General features: G+C 41.2%; 20 protein-coding genes and 1 pseudogene. 16 read left to right on the forward strand and 5 right to left on the reverse strand.

Going from position 1 to position 26,721, the window contains the following annotated elements; genetic code table 11:
- Positions 1-211: 211 nt before the first annotated feature.
- The 9 genes and pseudogenes from PSE69_RS02230 to carB all read left to right on the forward strand — a co-directional run bounded on the left by PSE69_RS02230 (position 212) and on the right by carB (position 12,273).
- A complete protein-coding gene (locus PSE69_RS02230; protein ID WP_014656804.1) occupies positions 212-850 on the forward strand; it encodes a vWA domain-containing protein in 639 nt (212 codons plus the stop codon).
- A gap of 13 nt (positions 851-863) precedes the next feature.
- Positions 864-1,502, forward strand: coding sequence for a TerD family protein (locus PSE69_RS02235; protein WP_004926835.1), 639 nt, complete (start codon positions 864-866; stop codon positions 1,500-1,502).
- A complete protein-coding gene (locus PSE69_RS02240; RefSeq protein ID WP_004926837.1) occupies positions 1,503-2,141 on the forward strand; it encodes a vWA domain-containing protein in 639 nt (212 codons plus the stop codon).
- A gap of 106 nt (positions 2,142-2,247) precedes the next feature.
- Positions 2,248-3,287: pseudogene (locus PSE69_RS02245) on the forward strand (TerY-C metal binding domain-containing protein).
- Entirely contained in the window at positions 3,287-4,825 is a 1,539-nt protein-coding gene (locus PSE69_RS02250; protein WP_004926841.1) for a PP2C family serine/threonine-protein phosphatase, read from the forward strand. Before PSE69_RS02245 ends, PSE69_RS02250 begins: the two are co-directional and overlap by 1 nt.
- A 30-nt stretch (positions 4,826-4,855) precedes the next feature.
- Positions 4,856-6,358, forward strand: coding sequence for a helix-hairpin-helix domain-containing protein (locus PSE69_RS02255; RefSeq protein WP_121874796.1), 1,503 nt, complete (start codon positions 4,856-4,858; stop codon positions 6,356-6,358).
- 246 nt (positions 6,359-6,604) lie between these two features.
- The gene (gene dapB, locus PSE69_RS02260) at positions 6,605-7,426 is read left to right on the forward strand and encodes a 4-hydroxy-tetrahydrodipicolinate reductase (protein ID WP_014656799.1); all 822 of its coding nucleotides are present in this window, start codon (positions 6,605-6,607) and stop codon (positions 7,424-7,426) included.
- A gap of 447 nt (positions 7,427-7,873) precedes the next feature.
- Positions 7,874-9,037: a glutamine-hydrolyzing carbamoyl-phosphate synthase small subunit gene (carA, locus tag PSE69_RS02265; RefSeq protein ID WP_014656798.1), complete on the forward strand. Its 1,164-nt coding sequence runs from the start codon at positions 7,874-7,876 to the stop codon at positions 9,035-9,037.
- Between the two features lie 14 nt (positions 9,038-9,051).
- Positions 9,052-12,273: a carbamoyl-phosphate synthase large subunit gene (carB, locus tag PSE69_RS02270; RefSeq protein ID WP_121874797.1), complete on the forward strand. Its 3,222-nt coding sequence runs from the start codon at positions 9,052-9,054 to the stop codon at positions 12,271-12,273.
- A 69-nt stretch (positions 12,274-12,342) separates the two neighbouring features.
- Here carB and PSE69_RS02275 read toward each other — a convergent pair whose 3' ends face one another.
- Positions 12,343-12,741, reverse strand: a complete 399-nt coding sequence (locus PSE69_RS02275; protein WP_014656796.1) for a hypothetical protein — start codon at positions 12,739-12,741, stop codon at positions 12,343-12,345.
- 172 nt (positions 12,742-12,913) lie between these two features.
- On the opposite strand from PSE69_RS02275, the gene PSE69_RS02280 reads away from it, so the two are divergent.
- Positions 12,914-13,918 (forward strand): MerR family transcriptional regulator, encoded by a 1,005-nt coding sequence (locus tag PSE69_RS02280; RefSeq protein ID WP_272674923.1) that lies wholly within the window; start codon positions 12,914-12,916, stop codon positions 13,916-13,918.
- Between the two features lie 53 nt (positions 13,919-13,971).
- On the opposite strand, the gene PSE69_RS02285 is transcribed toward PSE69_RS02280, so the two are convergent.
- Complete coding sequence (locus tag PSE69_RS02285; RefSeq protein ID WP_004926866.1) at positions 13,972-14,643, reverse strand: DedA family protein; 672 nt, start codon at positions 14,641-14,643, stop codon at positions 13,972-13,974.
- A 170-nt stretch (positions 14,644-14,813) separates the two neighbouring features.
- Positions 14,814-16,001 carry a cystathionine beta-lyase gene (gene metC, locus PSE69_RS02290; RefSeq protein WP_014656794.1) on the reverse strand — a complete coding sequence of 396 codons (1,188 nt, stop codon included), beginning with the start codon at positions 15,999-16,001 and terminating at the stop codon, positions 14,814-14,816.
- A gap of 361 nt (positions 16,002-16,362) precedes the next feature.
- Here metC and exbB point away from each other — a divergent pair, with 361 nt between their 5' ends.
- From exbB to yedF, 4 genes are all read left to right on the forward strand, one after another.
- Positions 16,363-17,295 carry a tonB-system energizer ExbB gene (gene exbB, locus PSE69_RS02295; RefSeq protein ID WP_004926872.1) on the forward strand — a complete coding sequence of 311 codons (933 nt, stop codon included), beginning with the start codon at positions 16,363-16,365 and terminating at the stop codon, positions 17,293-17,295.
- 5 nt (positions 17,296-17,300) lie between these two features.
- Positions 17,301-17,732 (forward strand): TonB system transport protein ExbD, encoded by a 432-nt coding sequence (gene exbD / locus PSE69_RS02300; protein WP_121874799.1) that lies wholly within the window; start codon positions 17,301-17,303, stop codon positions 17,730-17,732.
- A gap of 1,450 nt (positions 17,733-19,182) precedes the next feature.
- Positions 19,183-20,394, forward strand: coding sequence for a selenium metabolism membrane protein YedE/FdhT (gene yedE, locus PSE69_RS02305; protein WP_102780773.1), 1,212 nt, complete (start codon positions 19,183-19,185; stop codon positions 20,392-20,394).
- Complete coding sequence (gene yedF, locus PSE69_RS02310) at positions 20,391-20,630, forward strand: sulfurtransferase-like selenium metabolism protein YedF (RefSeq protein WP_004926886.1); 240 nt, start codon at positions 20,391-20,393, stop codon at positions 20,628-20,630. The genes yedE and yedF overlap by 4 nt, the downstream gene beginning before the upstream one ends.
- Positions 20,631-20,871: 241 nt before the next feature.
- Here the strand turns inward: yedF and PSE69_RS02315 are convergent, their stop codons facing one another.
- Both PSE69_RS02315 and rdgC read right to left on the reverse strand, forming a co-directional pair.
- Positions 20,872-21,384 carry a GNAT family N-acetyltransferase gene (locus tag PSE69_RS02315; protein WP_004926889.1) on the reverse strand — a complete coding sequence of 171 codons (513 nt, stop codon included), beginning with the start codon at positions 21,382-21,384 and terminating at the stop codon, positions 20,872-20,874.
- Positions 21,385-21,611: 227 nt separating this feature from the next.
- A complete protein-coding gene (gene rdgC / locus PSE69_RS02320; RefSeq protein ID WP_004926895.1) occupies positions 21,612-22,517 on the reverse strand; it encodes a recombination-associated protein RdgC in 906 nt (301 codons plus the stop codon).
- Positions 22,518-22,713: 196 nt separating this feature from the next.
- Here rdgC and mak point away from each other — a divergent pair, with 196 nt between their 5' ends.
- Both mak and PSE69_RS02330 read left to right on the forward strand, forming a co-directional pair.
- The gene (gene mak, locus PSE69_RS02325; RefSeq protein WP_014656791.1) at positions 22,714-23,619 is read left to right on the forward strand and encodes a fructokinase; all 906 of its coding nucleotides are present in this window, start codon (positions 22,714-22,716) and stop codon (positions 23,617-23,619) included.
- A 220-nt stretch (positions 23,620-23,839) separates the two neighbouring features.
- Complete coding sequence (locus PSE69_RS02330) at positions 23,840-25,789, forward strand: bifunctional 2',3'-cyclic-nucleotide 2'-phosphodiesterase/3'-nucleotidase (protein WP_272674925.1); 1,950 nt, start codon at positions 23,840-23,842, stop codon at positions 25,787-25,789.
- The last annotated feature ends 932 nt before the right edge of the window (positions 25,790-26,721 follow it).

Below are 26,721 nucleotides of genomic sequence, written 5' to 3' on the forward strand. Positions count from 1 at the left end.
TTAGCATTCATTGAGATTTACTGAATTATGATTAATCCGAATAATAGCCGACTAATTTTAGTCGGCTATTTTTTTACTTAATTTTCAACTATTAACGGGATTGTTCTGATTGCCTTGCTACGAGTACTAAGTGCAATATTGATTGAATTCATGTTGAGATGCATTAAGATATTGTATAAATAAAAAACATAATTTTGAATAGGACTCATTCATGCGCCGATTGCCCGTTTATCTTTTACTTGATACCTCTGGTTCTATGCACGGAGAGCCGATTGAAGCGGTGAAAAATGGTGTGCAAACGCTGTTATCGACACTAAGACAAGATCCTTATGCACTCGAAACAGCCCATGTATCCATTATTACCTTCAACTCAACGGCACAACAAATTGTTCCATTAACCGACCTTATCAATTTTTCCTTACCTGATTTACAAGCGAGTGGCACGACAGCATTGGGAGACGCTCTCTCCGTTGTGGCTCACTGTATCGAAAATGAAGTGCAAAGAACAACCGTAGAGTCAAAAGGTGATTGGCGTCCGTTGGTATTTATTATGACGGATGGGGCACCAACTGATGATTGGAAGGCCGGATTAAACAAATTTAAAGCAGCAAGAACGGGGCTCGTCATTGCTTGTGCAGCGGGGCAATCAGCACAAACAAAAGTGTTAAAAGAGATCACCGAGGTTGTTCTTCAGTTAGATACCGCGGATTCAACGACGATTAAGTCTTTCTTTAAGTGGGTATCTGCAAGTATCTCCGTAGGTAGTCAGAAAGTGGATTTGAGTAAAAAAGATATTGCTGATCTCAATGACTTACCACCACCGCCACCAGAAGTTAATGTGGTACTTTAAAAAGGATTAATTTATGTCAGTTAGCTTAAAGAAAGGCCAAGGCGTCAGTTTAAAGAAAAGTGAATATGATCTTTCCTCTGTCACCATTGGGCTGGGTTGGGATATTAAAGAAGAAAAAAAAGGTTTTCTAGGAAGTCTTTTCGGTAAACAAGAAGAGTACGACTTAGATGTCATTGCTTTTTTATGTGACGCTAATGGTAAGGTTGCAGATTTAGGCAGAATGGAAGGCGGTCAAGCATCTCTTGTTGATGGCGACATTATTTTCTTTAATAGCCTAAGACATAAATCAGGGCAAATTTGGTTGACGGGTGACAACCGTACAGGCGCTGGTGATGGTGACGATGAACAGATTATCGTAAAACTGAACACCCTCGATGACAAATATGCCAAAATTGTCTTCATTGTGCAGATTTATAACGGTAAGCAGTTACAACAACATTTTGGCAAAGTACAAAATGCGTTTATTCGTGCAGTCGATGCGAAAAATGTTGAAATGGCGCGTTTCGATTTATCTGGTGGTGCAGAATTTAATCACCAGCGCTCTATGCTTTTTGCTGAGTTGGTCAGAGAAGACTCTGGCTGGAAATTGAATGCGATAGGTCAACCTTCAGACTCAGATTCATTCGTCTCTTATTTGAAGGATTATTGCTAAATGAGAAGGTTACCCGTTTATCTTTTGATTGATACATCTGGCTCAATGCGAGGTGAATCAATACATGCCGTAAACGTTGGGATCCAAGCTATGCTTAATGCACTAAGGCAAGATCCTTACGCATTAGAGAGTGTTCATATCGCGATCATCACCTATGATAACGAAGCACGTGAATTTATTCCTCTTACCGCATTAGAAAACTTTCAATTTACCGATATTGTCGTGCCTAGCTCTGGAGGAACCTTCACTGGCGCTGCATTGGAATGCTTAATTCAATGTGTTGATAGGGATATTAGACGTACTGACGATACGCAAAAAGGGGATTGGCGACCTTTAGTTTTTTTAATGACAGATGGTACTCCGTCAGACAGCTATGCTTATACCGAAGCCATTAAAGAAATCAAAAAGCGTTCTTTTGGTTCCATTATTGCTTGTGCCGTGGGGCCAAAAGCAAAACATGACCACCTGAAACAGCTAACCTCTCAAGTCGTTGCACTTGAAACACTCGACTCGAATGCCTTTTCCGGTTTCTTTAAATGGGTTTCAGCGAGTGTCTCTTCAGGGAGTTCCAGCGCAGGTATTAATAGTAATCAGGATACCTTGCCTCCTCCACCTCCTGAAATACAACTTGTATTATAGGAATAAAGCAAAGTTTCATTATGAAACTTTGCTTTTATTGGGCTATCCACTGTTTGATGAACAACAGGACAGCTTGAAAGGAATTTACTTGTAATAAGGTTTAGTGATGAGAAGACTGCCTATTTTCTTCGTGCTTGACTGTTCTGAATCCATGGTGGGAGAAAACCTAAAAAAATGAATGATGGTCTACAGATGATCGTCAACGATCTCAGAAAAGACCCTCATGCATTAGAAACAGCTTGGATTTCCATTATCGCTTTTGCGGGTATTGCTAAAACAATTGTGCCGTTAACGGAAGTTGTTTCCTTCTATCCACCTCAATTGCCCATAGGGGGTGGAACCAGTCTTGGTAGCGCCCTGAAAGAATTATCCTATCAAATAGATACTCAAGTCCAAAAAACCACTTATGAAAGAAAAGGGGATTGGAAGCCTGTGGTCTATTTACTGACAGATGGGCGACCTACCGATAATGTGGCACCGGAAATTCAGCGTTGGAAAGAAAAATATGCCTCTAAAGTCAATTTAATTGCGATTGGCTTAGGCGCCTCTGCCGACTTAAACGTATTATCGCAATTAACGGAGAACGTTTTATTGTTTACGGAAGCTCAGGAAGGGGATTTTACTAAATTTATCAAATGGATTACGGCATCCGTTGTTTCCCAAAGTCGCAGTGTGGGCGATGAAGCACCACCACTATTGCATAAGACAGAGCAAGTGGTGCGGTTAGCTAAAGATGAAATTGCGGCAAGTTATGATGATACTTGCGTCACTTTTGTCGGGCGTTGTAACCGTTCTAAACGGCCTTATTTGATGAAATATGAACGTCCACCAACACATCTACCTAACCTGAACTTCAAATTGAACCTCAGTCACTTTAACCTTACAGGGTGTTACACCATTGATGAAAGTTATTTTGCGTGGAGCGATGATAGCGCGAATATGTCACAAGTGAACACTAGCGAGCTAAATGGTACGCCAGGTTGCCCATATTGTGGTAATGCGACCGCTTTCGCCGTCTGTGCCTGTGGCAAATTACTCTGTGTCAATGGCCCTGAATCTGTCATCTGTCCTTGGTGTGAAAGGGGGATCTCTTTTAACAATAGTGATGACCAGTCTGATTTTGATGTGACTAGAGGAAAAGGGTAATGGATCAAAATGCACTATTGATTAAATTGCTGCTAGAGCACGCAATTAGAAATCGTAATATGCCTATTTCTGAAAGCGCTTTGGTGGCAATTTATGAAGATAAACAGATAGCTGAAGCCATTTTTAACATTCTTGAGCAAATCCAAGAAAAATGTGCAGATATTAAAGAGCAGGCACAGTTTGCTGATAGGTTAAATGAGTGCCAATTCAGTGATTCACAACTGACTCTATTATTGCCTTATTTGCAAAGCCAGTCACAGCAGGTCACCGAGCCTGTATCTTTGGAAAAAGAGCCCGTGCTTAAACCGGGGCAGATCCCCGCAGCAGGCAATGCGAATATCACGAAAGAACCCGTTTCTCTGCCTCCTACTGCGAGCATTGTGATCGCAAATGGGCGAGTTGGGCTTGCCTTTAATTCTCAAGTCCAAGTGTTATTGAGTAATGGTGAAACGGCAACCGTTGAGCGTGTCGATTTTTCAGATGAGATTGGCGTTACCTTTGATGCTGAAACATCAATGTTATCAGGCGTACCAACACAAAGTGGCAACATTAAGATGTCGGTAGTTTGGTCAAGTGAAGGCCGAGAGCCTTGTACCACAGAGGGGATTTTTATTATCAATCCTGATCCTCGTAGTCTATGGCAAATTAATGAGCCACCAGCAGATAGCCCTTACCCTAAAAAGCATATTGACCATCAAATTATTTCAGAAGGCCCATTGCGTATTGCAGCAGCAAGCCGCCGTGGTCGCTCTCATGAACACGCTGGATCATTTCGTGATGATGATTTTTATATTCACCATGATGATAAAAGTGGTTGGAGCTTAATGATTGTTGCTGATGGCGCAGGCAGTGCAAAAAACTCACGTGAAGGCTCACGTATTGCGGTCAATACGTTCGGTGAGTACCTTAACGGGCGGTTATCGAGTGCTAGCGATGAAGAAAGAGCACAATTTATGGGAGCGCTGACGTCATGGGATGCGGAATCAACCAAATATATCGGTGCCTACTTTGCTAAGTTGTTCCATAACGCAGCACAATTGACGATCAATAATATTAAAAATGAAGCTATTCACGTTGATCAACCGATTAAATCATTCTCAACGACATTACTGGCAACGGCCTCAATGCGTGTTGGCGATGAGTTATTCGCGGCTTCGTTTTGGATGGGGGATGGGGCAATTGCGGTTTATGGTCCAGCAGGTAAAGTACGTCTTCTTGGTGTACCCGACAGTGGGGAGTATGCAGGGCAAACCCGTTTCCTCGATGAGAGTGAAATCAATGATAACGACTTTAATCGGCGGATCGGGATTGGTAAATGGCCTGAAATCACTCACCTGATCCTGATGACTGATGGGGTTTCTGATCCTATTTTTGAAACCGATAACGGCCTGAAAGATCCACAGCGATGGGATGATCTTCTTGAGCAAATAACGCCTTGTTTAGAAAGCCCAGTAGAGGCTGATAAAAAGCTTGCCGAATGGTTAAATTTTTTCTCAGCAGGTAATCATGATGATCGCACCATCATTGTTGCTTGGTAACCGTTCTGAAATATAAATTTGGTGGTTTTTATGGCAAATATTATTACCTGTACAACTCAGGATGGGAAAACCGTTCAATACGTTGACGAAATTATTGGTTCCGGCTCCATGAAGGATGTCTATTTTTCGCCAGACAGATCCTATGTCGTCGCATTTTATAAAACGCCCCAAAATGCGCAAGCGCTTGAACGTATTGATATGATCACAGGGCAATACAGAAAAAATATTTTTGAGCAAATTGGTGGTGAATACTGGAAAGGTTTGTTTTGTTGGCCAACCGATATTGTGAAGCATGAAGGTAAGGTTGGTATTGTTGTTCCAACTTATCAATCCCATTTTTTCTTTAAATATGGCTCTAAGAATAATGACTTCCTAGCGATTAAAGGCCGTGAAAAAGAAGGAAAGTGGTTTGCCAGCGCAAATAATCAAAATAAATTCTTAGATCCGCGTGAACGCGGCAATATGCTGAATTACTTGAAAGTGTGTCTTTTGTTGGCAAGAGCCGTTCGCCGAATGCACGCTGCGGGTCTGTGTCACAGTGATCTAAGCTATAAAAACGTGCTAATCGACCCTGAACAGGGGCATGCGTGCGTGATTGATATTGATGGGTTAGTGGTTCCTGGAAAATATCCCCCCGATGTGGTCGGTACGCCAGATTTTATTGCACCGGAAGTGGTCAAAACGGCTCATTTAGCCAAATCCGACCCAAATCGTATTTTACCGAGTATTACTACAGATAGGCATGCGTTATCAGTTCTGATCTATATGTATTTATTTTATCGACATCCACTGCGTGGCGGTAAAATTCATGATATGGATGATGAGATGAATGATGAAAGCTTATTAATGGGGGAAAAAGCGCTTTTTATTGAACACCCTACCGATAGAAGTAATGCCGTTAAATTAAATCAGGTTAAACCTTCATCTTTGCCTTGGGCTGATCCTGAAAAAATCCCTTATACCGTGATGGGGCCTTATTTAACGCCGTTATTTGAAAAAGCGTTTATTACTGGTCTGCACGACCCCTCTCTCAGGCCTACTGCGGATGAGTGGGAAACGGCACTAGTAAAAACTGTCGATCTCATTCAACCGTGTCAAAACCATGATTGTGAGCAGCAATGGTATGTTTTTTCTGGGAAAATGCACCCTGTTTGCCCTTATTGTGGCACTGCATACTCAGGTAAATTACCGATCTTAAACCTATACTCTTCACGTAAAGCGGGAAATTATCGACCAGATGACCACCGGTTGATGGTATGGAGTGGGCAATCACTTTATGCTTGGCATGTTAATCGACTTATTGCGCCTAATGAGCGAACAACGGATGAGCAAAAGAAACGTGTTGGTTATTTTATTTTCCACAATAACCAATGGTGGCTAGTGAATGAACGTATTGATGGCTTGATGGTATTACCAGAAAAAAGACAGATACCTATTGGCGATAAGATTGCATTGACTGATGGCTTGCAGTTTGTGTTATCGACAGAAGAAGGCGGCCGACTAGTCGTCGTTCAATTAATTTCTAATGATTAGCTGACTTATCTCACACGCTAGCCACAGAGGACCCCCTTCTGTGGCTATTCCTATTTTTCCCACAACTTTTTCTGATAATTTCTAGCCATTATACGCTTTTGTTAATAATTCAAGATTAGAGCTAGCAGAGTCTCAAGAGGCTCGCTAAGCTATATCACAATGATTTTTCACATGACGATGTTGTGGTGGCGAGTGAAGTGGTATTAGGCCTCACATTCACCGCAAAACGGACAAAAAGGATAGCAAATGGCAAATTCAATGGTACGTGTTGCAATTGTTGGTGCAGGAGGGCGCATGGGGCGTCAGCTTATTCAGGCAACACAAAATCAAGAGGGTATCCGGTTAGGGGCAGCAATTGAGCGCGTCGGTTCATCATTAGTTGGAACGGACGCGGGTGAGCTTGCGGGAGTCGGCAAACTGGGTATTGCTGTCGTTGATACATTGGATAAAGTTGTTGATGATTTTGATGTCGTGATTGATTTCACGCGTCCCGAAGGTACGTTGAATTATTTAGCTTTTTGCCGCGCTAACCATAAGGCGATGGTAATTGGTACAACCGGTTTTGACGATCAAGGCAAACATGCCATCGCCGAAGCCGCTAAATCGATCCCTATTGTGTTTGCAGCAAATTTCAGTGTTGGCGTTAACTTAGTGCTGAAATTGCTGGAAAAAGCGGCGAAAGTGATGGGAGATTACACGGATATTGAGATCATCGAGGCTCACCATCGCCATAAAGTCGATGCCCCTTCAGGTACGGCACTGGCTATGGGTGAGTCGATTGCTCATGCACTAGGTAAAGATCTTAAAGAGTGTGCAGTATATGCGCGTGAAGGCCATACCGGAGAGCGCGAAGCTGGCACAATTGGTTTTGCGACTGTACGAGCGGGTGACATTGTTGGTGAGCACACTGCAATGTTTGCCGATATTGGTGAGCGTGTAGAGATAACTCACAAGGCTTCCAGTCGAATGACCTTTGCTAATGGGGCAATTAAAGCATCTGCATGGGTAGTTGCTCAAAATGCAGGCTTATATAATATGAAAGATGTTCTCGATTTAGAGAATTTATAGATTTATTTTTTAATATTGTTGATGCAAATCATGATGTTATTTGAGTATTTGTTGTGATTTGCATCTGTTGTTATTTATTTTATAAATTACCTTTATTTCTTACTGTTTGGTTGTTTTTTCTAAGTCTTTTTGCTTAAAAAATAGACTTTCTTCGATACTCTTCCTGCTTTACCATAAGATATTCACTTAATTCAGTTTGCAACCGTTTACTTAGGTACTATTGGTGTTAGTTTTGCTAGCCATCGCACTAAAAATCGGGCTGATCACTAAAAAAGTAACAAAAAAATGAAAAAAAATGCGTTTTTTCCTAGACAAGACCTCATCTCATCATTAGAATGCGCGCAATTTGCCAAAAATTTGCTTAAAAACGCATTTTGGCATTGATTTAGATCCTCAAATCTGAATTAATATGCACTAATTGTGATTTATTATTCCCTGGAGGGTGTTTTGATTAAGTCAGCTATACTGGTTCTCGAAGACGGAACCGAATTCCACGGGCGCGCCATTGGTGCTGAAGGGGCCGCTGTTGGAGAAGTCGTTTTCAATACGTCAATGACCGGATATCAAGAAATAATTACCGACCCTTCCTATTCCCGCCAAATTGTTACTCTCACCTATCCCCATATTGGTAATGTCGGCACTAATGCTGATGACGAAGAATCCCCAAATGTTCATGCTCAAGGTTTGATTATTCGTGACCTACCACTGGTTTATAGTAACTTTCGCGGTCAGGAAGGCCTATCAGAATACCTGAAACGTCATAATGTCGTTGCTATCGCGGATATTGATACACGTAAATTAACGCGTTTATTAAGAGAAAAAGGGGCTCAGAACGGCTGTATCATTGCCGGTGATGCACCAGATGCGGCGTTGGCGCTGGAAAAAGCTCGCGCATTCTCTGGCCTAAACGGTTTAGATTTGGCGAAAGAAGTGTGCACGAAAGAAGCATACAGTTGGACTCAAGGCTCTTGGACTTTGGCTGATGGTCAACTGAGTGCCAAAAGTGAAGATGAGCTACCGTTACATGTAGTCGCTTATGACTTTGGGGCTAAGCGTAATATTTTACGTATGCTAGTGGATCGTGGGTGCCGTTTGACTGTCGTTCCTGCAACAACACCAGCAGAAACCGTATTGGCGATGGATCCAGATGGTATTTTCCTTTCTAACGGGCCTGGCGACCCTGCCCCTTGTGACTATGCTATCAAAGCAATTCAAGATTTCTTAAAAACAGAAATTCCTGTTTTTGGTATCTGCCTAGGGCACCAGCTACTGGCGTTAGCAAGCGGCGCAAGTACGATGAAAATGAAGTTTGGTCACCATGGTGCAAACCATCCAGTTAAAGATTTAGATCAAAATGTTGTCATGATCACAGCACAAAACCATGGTTTTGCTGTCGATGAGTCAACATTACCCGACACATTACGTGTGACACATAAGTCATTGTTTGATGGCACTCTGCAAGGTATTCACCGTACGGATAAGCCAGCGTTTAGTTTCCAAGGGCACCCTGAAGCAAGTTCTGGCCCTCACGATGCGGCGAAATTGTTCGATCACTTCATCGAACTTATCCATGAATATCGCCAGAACCAACCTCGTCATAACGCAAAATAATCGGGAGCAGAAAAATGCCAAAACGTACAGATATAAAAAGTATTCTGATTCTAGGGGCTGGCCCGATTGTTATCGGCCAAGCATGTGAATTTGACTATTCAGGTGCGCAAGCGTGTAAAGCACTGCGTGAAGAAGGCTATCGCGTTATTTTAGTCAACTCTAACCCAGCAACCATCATGACTGACCCTGAAATGGCTGATGCAACGTATATTGAGCCAATTCATTGGGAAGTGGTGCGTAAAATCATCGAAAAAGAGCGTCCAGATGCGGTGCTGCCAACCATGGGTGGGCAAACTGCTTTGAACTGTGCACTGGAGCTTGAGCGTAAAGGCGTATTAGCTGAGTTCGGTGTGACAATGATTGGTGCCACCGCCGATGCGATTGATAAAGCCGAAGACCGCCAACGTTTTGATAAAGCCATGAAAAAAATTGGCTTGGATACAGCGCGCTCCGGTATCGCACACAATATGGAAGAAGCCTACGCAGTAGCTGAAGATGTTGGGTTCCCTTGTATTATCCGTCCTTCATTTACGATGGGGGGAACTGGCGGTGGTATTGCTTATAACCGTGAAGAATTTGAAGAAATCTGTACGCGCGGCCTTGACCTCTCACCAACCAATGAGCTACTGATTGATGAGTCGCTCATTGGCTGGAAAGAGTACGAAATGGAAGTGGTACGCGACAAAAATGATAACTGCATTATTGTTTGTTCAATTGAAAACTTTGATGCGATGGGGATCCATACGGGTGACTCTATCACCGTTGCGCCAGCCCAGACACTGACCGATAAAGAATATCAAATTATGCGTGATGCCTCGATGGCGGTATTGCGTGAGATTGGTGTTGAAACTGGAGGCTCTAACGTTCAATTTGCCGTCAATCCCAAAAATGGACGTTTGATTGTTATTGAGATGAACCCTCGTGTATCGCGCTCTTCCGCGCTTGCTTCGAAAGCGACTGGTTTCCCAATTGCCAAAATTGCCGCTAAGCTTGCTGTTGGCTACACACTTGATGAGCTAATGAATGATATTACAGGTGGTCGTACACCTGCATCATTCGAACCTTCCATTGACTATGTCGTCACAAAAATTCCTCGTTTCAATTTCGAAAAATTTGTGGGCACGAATGACCGCCTGACAACGCAAATGAAGTCCGTTGGTGAGGTGATGGCAATTGGTCGCACCTTCCAAGAGTCAATGCAAAAAGCATTACGTGGCCTTGAAGTTGGCGCGACTGGTTTTGATCCAAAAGTTAGCCAAGATGATCCTGAAGCACTAACACGTATTCGTCGCGAGTTAAAAGACGCGGGCGCAGAGCGTATTTGGTATATTGCCGATGCCTTCCGTGCAGGACTATCCGTTGACGGTATTTTCAACCTAACTAACATCGACCGCTGGTTCTTAGTGCAAATCGAAGAGCTGGTGCGCTTAGAAGAACAAGTTACAGAGCTAGGCATTAATGGGTTAACCAAAACGTTTTTAAGCGTTCTGAAACGCAAAGGCTTTGCTGATGCACGTTTAGCAAAACTTGTTGGTGTCTCTGAAGCTGAGCTACGTAAACTGCGTCAAGGTTATGGCTTACACCCTGTTTATAAGCGTGTTGATACCTGTGCGGCTGAGTTTGCAACAGATACCGCTTATATGTACTCCACCTATGAAGATGAGTGTGAGTCTAACCCTAATTTCGACAAGCCTAAAGTTATGGTATTAGGTGGTGGTCCAAACCGTATAGGTCAAGGTATTGAATTTGACTATTGCTGTGTTCATGCTTCGTTGGCACTACGTGAAGATGGGTATGAAACCATCATGGTTAACTGTAACCCTGAGACGGTTTCAACAGACTATGACACCTCAGACCGCCTCTATTTTGAGCCAGTTACCTTAGAAGATGTACTTGAAATTGTACGTATTGAGCAGCCAAAAGGGGTTATTGTTCAATATGGCGGGCAGACGCCATTAAAACTGGCTCGTGCCCTAGAAGCAGCTGGTGTACCCGTCATCGGTACTAGCCCAGATGCCATTGACCGTGCAGAAGACCGTGAACGTTTCCAACAAGCGGTTAATCGCTTGAACTTGAAGCAACCACAAAATGCGACTGTAGTGACGATTGAGCAGGCGGTTGAAAAAGCGTCAGGCATCGGTTATCCGCTGGTGGTACGTCCATCCTATGTTTTAGGAGGACGTGCGATGGAAATCGTTTATGACGAATCTGATCTACGTCGCTATTTCCAAACTGCCGTGAGTGTTTCTAACGATGCACCAGTACTACTCGACCGTTTCCTAGATGATGCAGTTGAAGTAGACGTTGACGCAATCTGTGATGGTGAAATGGTGTTGATTGGTGGCATCATGGAGCATATTGAACAAGCTGGGGTGCACTCAGGTGATTCAGCATGCTCATTACCTGCTTATACACTTAGCCAAGAAATTCAAGATGTGATGCGTGAGCAAGTGCGTAACTTGGCATTTGAGTTACGTGTTCGTGGCTTGATGAACGTCCAGTTTGCCGTAAAAGATAACGAAGTTTATCTTATCGAAGTGAACCCACGTGCAGCGCGTACTGTTCCATTTGTATCTAAAGCGACTGGGCTGCCTCTGGCAAAAATTGCTGCGCGAGTGATGGTTGGTCAATCATTAACAGAACAAGGGATGACGAAAGAGATTATTCCTCCTTATTATTCTGTAAAAGAAGTGGTGCTACCGTTTAATAAATTCCAAGGTGTTGACCCAATTTTGGGGCCAGAGATGCGCTCAACAGGGGAAGTGATGGGCGTTGGCCGTACATTTGCGGAGGCTTTCGCGAAAGCAATGTTAGGCAGTAACTCGACAATGAAAAAATCCGGTCGTGCATTGTTGTCTGTGCGCGAAGGGGATAAAACTCGAGTCGTTGATTTGGCGGCTAAATTGCTTAAGCATGGTTTTGAATTGGATGCGACCCATGGTACGGCCATCGTCTTAGGTGAAGCTGGGATCAACCCTCGTTTGGTCAACAAAGTGCATGAAGGTCGTCCTCATATCCAAGATAGGATCAAAAATGGTGAATACGATTATATCGTGAACACTACGGCTGGTCGTCAAGCGATTGAGGATTCTAAGTTAATACGCCGTAGCGCATTACAATATAAAGTACACTATGATACGACGTTGAATGGCGGCTTTGCGACCACAATGTCATTAAGCGCTGATCCAACGGAAAAAGTGATTTCAGTGCAAGAGATGCATGCTCTAATTAAATAATGCAATAAGATAAGTTTAAAGCCCTGTCCTTAATCTTAAATGGCAGGGCTTTTTTATTTTAAGAAAATACTATTGTGTTGCTTCTCTGTGTTTTAATATTTTGTATTCAATATCTTTTATCCACGAAAGTTTGAGATCATGGAATTGCTGGTCGGCAGCATAGAGCGCGGCTCCCCGCAAAGAAAGCTCTCGGAGGTTACTTTGTGGAATGTTGGCAACACTCATTTCTCGGTTGTATTGGCGAAATGACTCTATCTTTTGATCACAGTAACCAAGAGCCGCTTCAGCTATTTGGCTGGCAGGTTGGTCATATTGTCTTGCGATATCAAAAGCATATTGGTCAATACACGCTTTAGCTTCCTCGGCTTTCTCATACCCAGGCGTACTCGGCTCTCCGGTGTTTAGGGGATTTGCTAACCCTAAAGAAGGGAGTAAAAGCAATCCTATACATATTGCTTTCATACTCATTAATTTCACCATTATTATTCAGTGTGGGTTATTCCGCGAAAATTATAATCAGTGTGTTTGTGAAGATAAAGATGATCTAGAAAGAGAAAAAAAGATAAAATTCTTGTCAGAAACGGTTGACTCTCACGTAACGTGAGGCACTAACCTGCACATCAATCACAGGAGGTTCGATATGCTATTTCAAGTGGGTGAGATTGCACAAAAAACAGGGCTAACCATTCGCACACTTCATCATTATGAAGAGATAGGATTACTCGTTCCAACTGCGAGAACCGATGCGGGTTATCGACTCTATAACGTAGAGTGTCTCGAGCGTTTAACTCAAATTCAAATGCTCAGACAAGTGGGCGTTAAACTCAAAGACATCGGTAAGATCTTAGATGGCCATAGTGGGAATATGGCGCAATTGTTACAGGAACGTATTAGCGCGCTTTCTGAACAGATGAAACTACGCTATCGGTTAGAGCAGCTTCAATTACAAATGCAAGCTGGCGATATTCTCACTCAGGCTGATTGGTTTTCCATATTGGAGATGATGTCTATGTACGACAAGTATTTTACACCGAAAGAATTAGAAAAAATGCCATTATATACGGCGAATACGTTAAAAAGCCAAGAGTGGCAGCAACGCGTAGAAACCGTTAAAAACCTTATGCAAGAAGGTGTTACACCTGACTCTGAACAAGCGCACAAAGTGTCAGCGGAGTGGATGATCGCTTTAGAGCGTGATACCGGTGGGAACCCTGACTTTTTCGCTAGATTGAATAAAATTCATTTGTCGGATAATGAATTTGCATTGTCTTCAGGTATTACTGAGGAAATGATTGAATATGTGGCGAAAGGGTTTAGCGAGCACCAGCTTGCGATTTTTAAGTCTTATTTAACGGATTCACAGTTTGCATTTGTGCGTGAACACTACTTTGAATCAGGTAAAGTATGGCCTGAATTGATTGCGGGCTTATACAGAGCGCAGCAATCAGGTGTATCGCCTGAATCACCAGAAGTGCAATCATTGGCTAAAACATGGTTAAACATGTTTAATCAATTTACTGGGGGAGACCCTGAATTACAGGAAAAAATTCGTCAAATTTATCGCGAAAACCCTGTTATTTCACAAGGTACGTGGATGACCCCTGAAATTGGTCAATACTTATTTGCGGCCTTAACAGCGCATTAAAATCAGCCATCGTAACTAAGTCTAATGCCGCCTCAATGATGAGGCGGTTTTTATTATTTCGATTTATTATTGATAGACTTGCGATGTTTCCAATACATCATGATGGAGCCGATAAGCCCACCGATGAGCAAAAGTACAGGTAAGATCATTAATACGCTAATGACGATTTGTTCATGTTGCTTCACAAAAGGAATTTGGTTCAGTGCATATCCTAATGTCACGATAATGCCTACCCAAAGTAAGCCACTTAACCAATTGAAGAGTTGAAAACGTCGATGGCTTAACTCAGACAGCCCAGCTAATACCGGCAATAGTGTGCGGACAAAGGCTAAAAAACGACCGATGAGTAAGGCGTAAAGGCCTTGTTTATGAAACATATGGTTGGCTTTATCATGATATTCATGCGGGATCTGTGAGAGCCAACGCTTAACGATTTTTGTTTCACTCAACCACCTTCCTTGAAGAAAACCGAGCCAACACCCCAAGCTTGCCGCTGTTGTTAGTAGCAAAATGGTCGGAATAAAGTGCAGCACTCCTTTTGCAATTAAGGCTCCCGAAAGGATCAATAAGGTATCACCAGGTAAAAAAGCGGCGGGGAGTACCCCATTTTCTAGCACAATGACCACAAAGAGAACTGTGTAAATAACCCAAAGCACTTCTGGATTGGAGAGTTTAAGGAAATCATGATGCCAAAGCGCCAGCACGATTTCGCGTAGTACTTCCATAATTGTTCCTGTCTATCTACGAAAAAGCGAATTTCTTTTCTTATATTACAGGAAAAAACCATACCAAGTTTGATTTGTTTACTAAATGAGAGGATTAGTTGATAAATAAGATGATTGAATTTTCACGCTTTCATCTTGGGTCGATGATGAAAGCGTGTAACAAAACACCATTATTGGATACGTTCAAATGCCAATGTGAGGTCATCAATTAAATCTTGGGGATGCTCCAGACCAACATGAATACGGAAAAAAGTACCCTCATTGGGGGTAAAATCATACTGACGCATGCTGATAAGATCTTCTTTTTGGTATCCCAAAATCAAAGATTCATAACCTCCCCATGAATACCCCATCTTAAAATGGCTGAAGTGATTTAAGAAATTTTCAAACTGTGTTTGGGATAAGCGTGATTTTAATTGAAAAGAGAATAGCCCGTTGCTGCCACTAAAATCACGAACAAAGAATGAGTGCCCCGGACAAGAAGGAAGCGCGGGATGGAAAACCCGTTCAACTTCAGGGCGCTGCGCTAACCACTGAGCAACAGCTAAGCCATTGGTTTCATGCTGTTTGAGTCTCGTTGCTAACGTATGTAAGCCGCGACCGGCCATATATACCGTATCAGGATCGGCAGTCTGACCGAGTAAATAAGAGTTTTCGCGAAGGGGTTCAATGCAGCGCTCATTAGCAACGGCAACGCCTAACATACCATCCGAGTGACCATTAATATATTTAGTCGCAGACTGGATAGAGATGTCGATGCCTAATAATAAAGGTTTTAATAACACGCCCGCGGCCCAAGTGTTGTCAATCATAATAATAGTTTCGGGGGCTTTTTGACGTATCGCTTGCACAATAGCAGGGAGATCATGAATCTCCATAGTGATAGAACTGGGCGCTTCTAAAAAGACTATTCGAGTATTAGGACGGATAAGCTCAGCGATAGCAGCTCCAATCATCGGATCAAAATAGTCCGTTGTGACGTTTAGTTTTGTTAGGATCTTATCGCAAAAGTTTTGTGTGGGATCATAAGCTGAGCCTGTGACAAGAATATGATCTCCCGAAGAGATAAAAGATAATAGTGCATTGGTGATTGCGGCCGCCCCTGAGGGATAAAGTACCGCACCTGCACCACACTCTAATTCCGTCATCGCCTCTTGAAATGCAAAGTGAGTTTGTGTTCCACGACGCCCATAAAAAAGTACAGAATTGGCTCTGTTTTGTGTCGCATGGCGCTTCTCAGCAAGGGTGTTGAATATTACGGATGAGGTGCGCTGGATTATAGGGTTCACGCCTTTTTGAGTAAAAGCAGGGTTTCTACCAAGGTGCACGAGTTGAGTTTCTGGTTTGATCTTAGCCATATTGCGTCCTTTAGCTGCTCCTGAGCGATACGAAACAAAAAGAGAATACTTGAAGTTAAATGATTTTGTTGAAGATGTACAAGTGTAAACGTCCAATCGGATTTTTTTTCATGTCACTCAGTAATAGTCTCACTGTTGTTGAGGGCATATTTGTTAAAGCGCAAGAAATATGAAAAAAATATTGAATAGTAATGATAATTACTATCAATTCGCGCAGCGTTTGATATTATCTGCACCATCTTTTGAAAAAAGAGATGAATTGGGCGAGTCAATTTCGCTTTTATAGGTTAGTCGGTGAACGTGAAATCATCGGCACGAATTTATTAATAGAACACAGAAAAAGAGAGTATAAGGCCAACTGATGCGTAAACTAACAGCTTCTATTCTATTGGCGATAGGCCTGTTGGGGACAGCAAATGCTGAAACCACACCAGCAACAACCCCAGCGACATCCACAGCGTCAGCCCAAACAACACCAGCGGCACCGGCGACTGAAACAAATACCCCATCGGCAGCAGCACCGGCACAAACTCAAGCCGCAGCAGAAAATGGTGCAACAACACCAGTGGTTAGCGAAAGTATTGAGATTGCGACCGAAAACCAAGGTGGCTTTGATAAGGACCTATCGGTCTGGGGTATGTACCAAAATGCAGATAACGTTGTTAAAACAGTCATGATTGGTCTGGTTTTGGCATCAGTGATTACATGGGCCTTGTTCTTCTCTAAAGGCATCGAGTTATTGGCAGCGCGCCGTCGTTTAAAAGCTGAAGTAGCACAGCTTAATAAGGTCAAATCGTTAGATGAGGCAATGAGCATCGCTGAAGGTTTTAAGGCAAACAGTGTAACCCGTTTATTGTTAAAACAAGCGGTTGTGGAAAGAACACTGTCAGCACAAAGCACAGATCTTTCTGGTATTAAAGATCGCACAGGGTTCCGTCTTGAGCGTTCAATCGCTGCAATTAGCCGCCATATGGGGCGTGGAAATGGTTATTTAGCCACCATTGGGGCGATTTCTCCGTTTGTTGGGTTGTTTGGTACGGTTTGGGGGATCATGAATAGCTTCATTGGTATTGCTCACTCACAAACCACTAACTTAGCCGTTGTTGCTCCAGGGATCGCGGAAGCATTATTAGCAACAGCAATTGGTTTGATCGCAGCAATCCCTGCCGTTGTTATTTATAACATTTTTGCCAGAATGATTAATAACTACCGTGGTCAGGTCGGTGATGTTGCAGCACAGGCTGCGTTACTATTAGGTCGCGATCTGGATCTGGCAAATAGCAAAGCAAGGTAACGATTATGGCAATGCGTTTAGGTGACGAACAAGACGATAGTGGTGAAATGCACGAGATCAACGTAACACCGTTTATCGATGTTATGTTAGTTCTGTTGATTATCTTTATGGTTGCCGCTCCTTTGGCAACGGTTGATATCAAAGTGGATTTACCTGCTTCGACAGCGAAACCGCAACCACGTCCAGAAAAACCGGTCTTTCTGACGGTAAAAGCGGATAGCCAATTATTCATAGGAGACCAAGCTGTAACAAAAGAGCAGTTAGCGGCCTCTCTTGATCTGGCAACAAATGCGAATAAAGATACCACAATTTTCTTCCAAGCGGATAAGAGTGTTGATTATGAAACAATGATGGATGTAATGAATGCATTGCGTCAATCAGGGTATCTTAAAATTGGCCTAGTAGGCATGGAAGCGGCGGCGTCTAAGTCTAAGTAGTTCGCTAGTATCTTTTTCTATAGCAAGCGCACTTTATCCCTTTACATATAGTGGGGTGATAAGGTGCGTTTTTTATTGAGGGTTTAAATCTACAGGCACCAAACTGCATCATTGAGGTGCCTAAGTCACAATTTTTTTCTTGATTCGGTATGACGTATTGCGAGTAATGATTAGTTTTTTGAATTAATTTTATGACTTCTTTGTAATTTATCCGTTGAGTTGTATGGTTTTTTTGTCCACTAACACATCTTTTTTTGCCTAGTTCCTCAATAAGTGATTATTAAAAATAAACTATTTTTCTATTAGGATGTTATTTTATTTTGTGAATTTTTAAGTAATTACGCGTATTTTTTATTTTTGCGTAGATAAAGGGTTTTTTATTTATCTTTTATAACCTTTTGTTTTACATATAAAATTCTGATTATATTATTGAGAGTATAAATACAGATTATATTTATCCATTACAAGTGTTATTGAGTAGAATAGATAATGAAATAAATTAGATTAATGCTTATTCAAATTATGATATCTATATAAATAAATCTAACAATTAAATGTTAATTATTATCTAGATAAGAAGAGTTAATTGAATAATTTGTTTTGTAACATTTTAAAGATGTCGCTATTTATGTAAATTATTATTAAAAATATATAATTATGTTTTTTATATTTAACAATAATAGTGTAACAATATGATTTTATTCATTAAAATTGAATTTATGCTGAAATTTTAGTTAAATGAAAAAAACACTTGCGCAACAATTATGTTGAGTTATAATGCGGTCAATAACATTTAGAAATACTTTTAAACACTTTTCATCTTTCAAATTTTTTTATTTTCTTTATTCGCCAAACTAGGGAAAAATAAAGTCATCTTGATAATTTGAGTTAGTAAAAATGATCTATATCGTATTATTTTTTAACTTACGGATGAATGTGTTTTTAAGTTGATAAATGTTATTACTGGAGTCAAATGGGCTGACTTCAGACTACGCATAGCATGCAACGCCGTTATACGGCAATTTCATATTATACTCCTCTACTATAGATAAAATAAGACTACACATTCCCGCGTTATCTCTGATAACGCTTTTTTTTTGCTTAAATTTCTTTTATAAAACATAAAGTTAATGTAATTTTTCAAAAATCTTCATGTTAATGGAAAAACCTGAGATGCAATATAATCAACCTAGGGTATTGCGAGCCATCCTTTTATTTTCGATAGGTTATTATATCTGCTGTAAAAATCAGCGATTGAAGGGATAGACCGTGAAATATTTATAGCATATAGCTTCCCGAAACTAATTATCGGAGTATGATGTTATCCCTATCTGCTGTGGGGAATATGCCAATTTGCTTTCTTGCAACCATTGGGGGCTTGTGAAGCGGGCATGCTATACAACGGCGGGGTTCTCTGCCAGGTTCTGGCGCGAATGAATTGGACGTTAAAATGACTTGGTCTGAGTTTAAATCTCACTATCTCATCCGTTTTTGGAAACCTCTACCTGCGGTTATTGCGGCAGGGATCTTATCCACCTATTACTTTGGTTTAACAGGTACATTCTGGGCTGTTACTGGTGAATTCACCCGTTGGGGTGGGCATATCATGCAGTTATTCGGTGCTGACCCCGAAAACTGGGGATATTTTAAAGTCATTGGCTTAGAAGGTAGCCCCCTAGATAGAATTGATGGTGTGATGATCATCGGTATGTTTGCGGGGTGTTTTGCGGCTGCGTTATGGGCAAATAACGTAAAATTACGTATGCCACAACACAAGATACGTATTTTCCAAGCAATTATTGGCGGTATTATCGCTGGTTTCGGTGCGCGTTTAGCGATGGGGTGCAACTTAGCCGCATTTTTTACTGGGATCCCTCAGTTTTCTCTGCACGCATGGTATTTTGCTATCGCAACCGCAGTAGGCTCCTATTTCGGTGCTAAATTCACATTAATGCCGATGTTTAGGATCCCTGTTAAGCTCAAAAAAGTCTCTGCTGCTTCTCCATTAACACAACACCTAGATGTGGCAAAAAAACGCTTTAAATTAGGGATGACTATCTTTTTAGTCGCGATCGCGTGGGGCTTTTATACCTTATGGGATGCGCCCGTATTAGGTATCGCCATTCTATGCGGTATTGGGTTTGGTTTGCTTATTGAACGAGCACAAATTTGTTTCACCTCCGCTTTTCGTGACTTATGGATCACCGGAAGAACACATATGGCAAAAGCCATTATTATTGGTATGGCGGTGAGCGCAATTGGTATTTTTAGTTATGTACAATTAGGTGCAACGCCAAAAATTTTATGGGCTGGCCCGAATGCCATTATTGGCGGGTTATTGTTTGGGTTTGGTATTGTGCTTGCGGGGGGCTGTGAAACGGGCTGGATGTACCGTGCCGTAGAAGGGCAAGTCCATTATTGGTGGGTCGGTTTCGGTAATATTATCGGAGCAACCATCCTTGCTTACTATTGGGATGATTTAGGCCCTTGGTTAGCAACAGACTTCGATAAAGTGAATTTGCTAGAAACCTTTGGTCCACAAGGGGGATTAGCGGTGACTTATCTGTTGTTAGCTTTAGCATTTATCTTGATGTTGGTGTGGGAACGCTATTTTTTCCGTAAACGTCAATCACCAGTTTCAACATCAGCGGAGGTTGTATGAGTCATAAAGAAATCATTCCTGACTATCGGTTAGATATGGTCGGGGAGCCTTGCCCTTATCCGGCCGTAGCGACATTGGAAGCGATGCCATCCTTAAAAAAAGGGGAAATATTAGAGGTGGTCAGTGATTGCCCACAATCAATTAATAATATCCCTTTGGATGCCAAAAATTATGGTTATACCGTGCTGGATATTCAGCAAGATGGACCAACTATACGTTATTTGATCCAGAAATAACGATACTTGCCATACTTTAAGTTGCAGCGCTGTTGGCGGCTTCCACAGACCCTAGTGACATACTTATGTATGCTTCTAGGGATCTGCTCGTTTGCCGCCTTGCTGCAACCTGAATGAGTTAGATGATCTGCTGAAGTGAGCTTCGAGGTTCCCGCCTCAGAGAGATATTGGCATTATAGGCTTATGAATTGCCATGTTAATCATTAAATAATAATAGGTGGCAATCCCCCTATTTGCTAAATCACGGTTCTTCTTGCCAGTTAGTTAAATCAAGAACAAGTTCACATTCATCATCTAAATAAGCCCCTGTAGGAATAAAACCAAGCTTTTTATAGAATTCAAACGGGCTTTCTTCTCCTTCGCCACAGCTATTATAAAGTCGTGGATAGCCTTTCTTTTTTAAATAGCGGATCACTTGAAGAAGGGCTTCGCGGCCAAAGCCTAATTTTTGATAAGGCTCTGCTATCATAAAGCGCCATAGCATAATTCCATCATATTCAAGCTCGTCATCATCTAGCCCCGAATGCAGCATAATAAAACCAACGGGAACATCGTCAGCATATATACCGCGATACCATGCACAATCGGAAAATTGAGCTTCAACAATAGAATAGGCATTATCCGCTACCATACCGCGTTGTGCTTCGCTGAGCGTATGGCTGAGTAGGCAAATTTCCGAAAAATTATCTGCCGTAATTTTTTGTAGCGTGACAACTGAATGTTCATCCACTTCGGGTTCGATGAGCTCTTTCATAACAATTCCTGCGATTGAAGTTGACCTTATTTTGATAGTTAACGTGATTCGTTTAGTTATTTTTATTTAACAAATAAACGTTGCGATAATTTTGTTATCAAGATGTAATTCAATTCACCAGAGATTGAGTAGGCAGTCAATGAATTAATAGTGGCAATGCTAGCGAGGTCTAAAAAGTGATGGCAACACGGTGGATCATCTGCTGCCATCTGGGGATATGGTATCGATTAATGTTCAGCTTCACCGCCGAGAACATCAATAAGGCGTGCAATCAGGGCGCTCAGTTCCCCTGTCATAAGTACATAATCGGCATCAAAACGCTGAGCATAATCTTCTTTACCGATATCATCGTTTTGTTCTTTTAATGTATCACTGAATTTTAGTCTTTTCAGTGAACCATCATCAGACAGCATAAATTGGATCCGTTCTTCCCAGTCTAAAGCCAGTTTAGTCACTAATTTTCCAGCCTCAATATGGGTCGCAATTTCATCAGAAATCAGATCCTGCTTTTTACAACGAATGATGCCACCTTCCTCTAAAATGGCTTTTAACTCTGCTTCATCCATTACGGCAAAACCTTGAGGCAGAGAGCCTGAGCGGATCCATTCGGTTAACGTTAGCTCAATAGGATCTTTAAAAGTTAGCGGCACAACAGGCAGTGAACCGAGGCTTTTACGCAATAGTGCTAAATTATCCTCTGCACGTTTAGCGCTGGCGGCATCAACAATAATCAATTGATTGACGGTATCAATCCAAATGTAGGTTTTATTGTATTTGCTGAATGCTCTTGGTAATAAGGCATGGACAACCTCATCTTTAAGAGAATCTTTTTCTGTTTTTTTCAGTTTACGGCCTTGGTCTGCTTCAAGTTTTTCGATTTTTTCTTGTAGCTCCTGTTTGATGACAGGGGAAGGCAGCATTTTTTCTTCTTTTTTGGCACAGATCAGTATTTGGTTACCCGCGGCATGGGTCAAAGCATCAGAACCTTTCATGGGTGACACCCATCCCGTTTTCATCATGTCTTGACTACCACAAGGATGATAGGCCAGAGGGGCAAGCTGTCTTTCCAGATCGTCAGCACTGAGAGCCAGATCACGATTCAGACGATAGACCAATATATTCTTGAACCACATGAAAAACCTACCTTTGTTGATGGATTACCTGTTTTAGCCGGTGGCTATGATAACGAATTGTCGGTTATTAAGCGAAAAAAAATGCCTTTTTGGCGTATTTGTTGTGTTTATAGGCCTCAGTTTTGTCGCTAATCGCTTGAAATCGATAGGGTATACAGGCAATGATACAGAAAATAGCTAAGTAGTGGGTGTGATGATGAGAATTGGAATTGACCTTGGTGGTACAAAAATAGAAGTGATTGCATTAGATGATAATGGCGAAACTCTATTTAGAAAGCGCGTGGCGACGCCCAGAGGAGACTATAACGCAACGTTAAATGCGATTGCAGGTCTTGTTCATGATGCCGAAGTGGCCACGGCGAGAAAAGGAAGTGTGGGAGTTGGGATCCCCGGGACACTATCACCTGTGACAGGTAAAGTGAAAAATGCCAATTCCACATGGCTCAACGGTCAATTTTTTGATGTAGATTTAGCGCGAATACTTGAGCGGCCTGTAAAAGTCGCCAACGATGCTAACTGCCTTGCTGTTTCAGAAGCCGTTGATGGTGCAGGCAAAGGGGCAAAAGTGGTATTTGCAGTGATCATTGGTACGGGATGTGGTGCTGGTATTGCGATCAATGGTCAGGTTCATTCTGGTGGTAATGGGGTCGCGGGGGAATGGGGCCATAATCCATTGCCTTGGCAAGATAGCCAAGACGCATTGTTTCTTCAAGAAGAGCAATGCTATTGCGGGCTAACAGGGTGCACTGAACTATTCGTATCTGGAACAGGTTTTATGGCGGACTATCGTAAATTGTCTGGTGAAACCAAAATAGGTTCAGAAATCATCGAATTGATGAAGTCTGGGGATCCACATGCAATAGCCGCAATGACACATTACCAATCTCGGCTTGCTAGAGCATTAGCTCAAGTTATCAATATGCTCGATCCCGATGTCATTGTGCTCGGTGGTGGAATGAGTAATGTCGAAGGCTTATATCAAACATTACCTTCACTGGTGAAAAACTGGGTATTCGGTCGTGAATGTGATACGCCAATTCGGCAGGCCATTCATGGTGACTCAAGTGGGGTGCGTGGGGCTGCATGGCTTTGGCCTAAATAGTTATGTACCGTCAATAATTTTGTGACTTATATATGATTAAATAGTGCTTATTAAGATAAACAGTGACTTCGATGGACAAGAGAGGCACTGTTTATCAACGCTTATCGAAATATCAACGAATAGAACGCACACATTCACTATATGTAATGCTGTTTGTACTATTTTTACAGAGAATATAAGCAAGGGTTATTTTGCACAAATCAACGTAAGGGGAATTACGGTGAATACTATTTTTAAATTATCAGCATTAGCTTTATTCGTGGCATTCAATGCCAATGCCGCAACAGTTGATTTACGTGTTATGGAAACGTTTGACATACACAGCAACTTGATTGATTTCGATTATTTTAAGGATAAACCAACGGATCAATTTGGATTGGTGCGTACTGCAAGTTTAATTAAGGCGGCTAAAGGTGAAGTGACAAATGCCGTCTTAGTTGATAATGGTGATTTAATTCAAGGCAGTCCTTTAGCGGATTATATGGCAGCAAAAGGCCTTGAGGAAGGGGAGTTACATCCTGCTCATAGTCTAATGAATACAATGGGCTATACTGTAGGTAACTTTGGTAACCATGAATTTAATTTTGGTTTAGATTATCTGCAAAAGGCAATTGCAGGGGCAAAATTCCCTTATGTTAACGCCAATATCATCGATGCTAAAACGGGTAAAAACTATTTTACTCCTTATATTATTGTTGATACTCCCGTCAAAGATCGTGATGGAAAAACCCATAACTTAAAAATTGGTTATATTGGTTTTGTTCCCCCACAAATTATGATTTGGGATAAACCCAATCTTAGTGGCAAAGTGACGGTCAACGATATTACGGAAACCGCCAAAAAATTTGTGCCTCAAATGAAAAAAGAAGGTGCTGATTTAGTGGTGGCAATTCCTCACTCCGGTTTTTCACAAGAGCCTTATAAGGCAATGGCTGAAAACTCTGTTTATTATCTGAGTGAAGTACCGGGAATAGATGCGATTATGTTTGGTCACTCTCATGGGGTATTTCCAAGTAAAGATTTCGCCAATATTAAAGGTGTTGATATTACCAAAGGTACCGTTAACGGGATCCCAGCGGTGATGCCAGGCCAATGGGGGGATCACCTTGGTGTCGTCGACTTAGTCGTCAATAATGACGATGGCAGTTGGAAAGTTGTTGATGCGAATGCGCATGCTCGACCCGTTTATGATAAAGCCAACAAAAAAGCGCTGGTTGAGCGTGATGATGAATTAGCGAAGATCATTGATAAACCTCATAACGATACACGTCAGTTTGTCGGGAAATTGATCGGAAAAGCCTCCGATAATATGTACAGCTATTTGGCATTAGTTCAAAGCGATCCAACGGTACAGATAGTGAATGATGCGCAAGTTGATTATACGAAACATTATATTCAAGGTGACCCTGACCTTGCTGACTTGCCTGTATTGTCTGCAGCTGCTCCATTCAAAGTAGGTGGACGTAAAAATGCGCCTGACGAATTTGTTGAGGTTGAAAAAGGAGATCTAACCTTCCGCAATGCCGCTGATTTGTATTTATACCCAAATACACTAGTGGTTGTGAAAGCGACAGGTGCCGAAGTGGTCGAGTGGCTGGAGTGTTCAGCGGGTATGTTTAACCGTATTGATCCTCAATCAACATCACCGCAAAGCTTAATTAACTGGGATGGCTTTAGAACTTATAATTTTGACACTATCAGTGGGATAAATTATCAAATCGACCTCACTGAGCCTGCAAAATATGATGTAGATTGCCAGCTAGTCAATAAACAGGCGAATAGAATTAAGCATGTCACTTATCAAGGGAAACCAATAGACCCGAAAGCTACCTTCTTAGTTGCAACCAATAATTATCGAGCATACGGCGGTAAATTTGCCGGAACGGGCGATAATCATATTGCGTTTGCTTCCCCAGATGAAAACCGTGCCGTATTGGCCTCTTATATTGCGAAAGTTTCTAAAGAACACGGTGAGGTTACCAGTAGAGCTGATAATAATTGGTCATTCTTGCCAATTAAAACAGATAAGGCTCTCGATATTCGTTTTGAAACCTCTCAGAGTGATAAAGCTGCGAAATTCATTCAGCAGAATGCCCAATACCCATTAAAACAGGTAGGCACTGATGATATTGGTTTTGCTATTTACCAAATAGACTTAACTGAGAAATAAGCAGTATCGAATTTAGTACCATTATTAAAATTTGATCATTAAAAGCCTCGTTATTGTTAATTTCATTTTAATAATAATGGGGCTTTTTTATTGAAGGTATAAAATCACTACCTCGTTATTAAAGATAAAAGCTGAAAAATGTCATTAATAGGCGGTGAAAACAGGAGATACAATTCTGATATATAACAAAAGGGTTAGTCTAATTGTGTTTGTGTTTCTATCTAAGAATGAAATAAACAATAAGAGAAATATTAATTTTTTTATATATTTTTAATGTTAATTAATTTTTTTTCATTACAAAAAGTGCTGTTCAATATATTCATTTTTTTAATATGAAATTTTTCTAAAAAAAGAAGATGAACTCATTTTTTATAATATCATTCAAAAAATGATTTTCTATAAAGGACGCTTTTTCAAGATGAAATCCAAAGATAATGTAATGTAAATATTAGTTATGTAATTAAATAGGTAACTTTACACAATTTTAAATTGTGAAAGGGGGCACTTTTTTATTTTTAGTTTCTATTGTTGATGATTGATTTATGATTAAATTTTAATATAAATGAGTTACTCCAATCGTGAGTATTAATGATGATAATCTAAAAATGCAAATAGGTTGATATATATTAATACATAAAATTGATTTTTTTGGTGTTAATGTTGATTTTTCAACATTAAGTGGATTTTTTATCTTCTTTAATTGCTTGTTGATTTCTAAATCAGATGTTAATTCTGGTTTGGGATATTTGATTAACATTATGTTTTTATTGGCGTTGTTTGACTTCCGATAATTCTAGTTTCTATTTTTATTTTCATAATATATTTTACTCTTTCGTGAGTGGTGTTATTTGTTTTTAAATTATGGATACGTAATATATTTGACAAGAACTAATCTGAATCAATGTGTGAATAATAAATTCAGAGGTACCCGC

The sequence above is a fragment of the Providencia sp. PROV122 genome, assembly GCF_028482365.1.
In the GTDB taxonomy this organism is placed as follows: domain Bacteria; phylum Pseudomonadota; class Gammaproteobacteria; order Enterobacterales; family Enterobacteriaceae; genus Providencia; species Providencia stuartii.

Coding starts and splice junctions, on each gene's coding strand:
- metC (WP_014656794.1), bottom strand. CDS start 16,001: ATGGCTAAGATCAAACCAGAAACTCAACTCGTGCACCTTGGTAGAAAC.
- dapB (WP_014656799.1), top strand. CDS start 6,605: ATGGCAAATTCAATGGTACGTGTTGCAATTGTTGGTGCAGGAGGGCGC.
- yedF (WP_004926886.1), top strand. CDS start 20,391: ATGAGTCATAAAGAAATCATTCCTGACTATCGGTTAGATATGGTCGGG.
- yedE (WP_102780773.1), top strand. CDS start 19,183: ATGACTTGGTCTGAGTTTAAATCTCACTATCTCATCCGTTTTTGGAAA.
- PSE69_RS02275 (WP_014656796.1), bottom strand. CDS start 12,741: ATGAGTATGAAAGCAATATGTATAGGATTGCTTTTACTCCCTTCTTTA.
- PSE69_RS02255 (WP_121874796.1), top strand. CDS start 4,856: ATGGCAAATATTATTACCTGTACAACTCAGGATGGGAAAACCGTTCAA.
- mak (WP_014656791.1), top strand. CDS start 22,714: ATGAGAATTGGAATTGACCTTGGTGGTACAAAAATAGAAGTGATTGCA.
- PSE69_RS02240 (WP_004926837.1), top strand. CDS start 1,503: ATGAGAAGGTTACCCGTTTATCTTTTGATTGATACATCTGGCTCAATG.
- PSE69_RS02280 (WP_272674923.1), top strand. CDS start 12,914: ATGCTATTTCAAGTGGGTGAGATTGCACAAAAAACAGGGCTAACCATT.
- PSE69_RS02315 (WP_004926889.1), bottom strand. CDS start 21,384: ATGAAAGAGCTCATCGAACCCGAAGTGGATGAACATTCAGTTGTCACG.
- PSE69_RS02230 (WP_014656804.1), top strand. CDS start 212: ATGCGCCGATTGCCCGTTTATCTTTTACTTGATACCTCTGGTTCTATG.
- rdgC (WP_004926895.1), bottom strand. CDS start 22,517: ATGTGGTTCAAGAATATATTGGTCTATCGTCTGAATCGTGATCTGGCT.
- carB (WP_121874797.1), top strand. CDS start 9,052: ATGCCAAAACGTACAGATATAAAAAGTATTCTGATTCTAGGGGCTGGC.
- PSE69_RS02285 (WP_004926866.1), bottom strand. CDS start 14,643: ATGGAAGTACTACGCGAAATCGTGCTGGCGCTTTGGCATCATGATTTC.
- PSE69_RS02250 (WP_004926841.1), top strand. CDS start 3,287: ATGGATCAAAATGCACTATTGATTAAATTGCTGCTAGAGCACGCAATT.
- exbD (WP_121874799.1), top strand. CDS start 17,301: ATGGCAATGCGTTTAGGTGACGAACAAGACGATAGTGGTGAAATGCAC.
- exbB (WP_004926872.1), top strand. CDS start 16,363: ATGCGTAAACTAACAGCTTCTATTCTATTGGCGATAGGCCTGTTGGGG.
- PSE69_RS02235 (WP_004926835.1), top strand. CDS start 864: ATGTCAGTTAGCTTAAAGAAAGGCCAAGGCGTCAGTTTAAAGAAAAGT.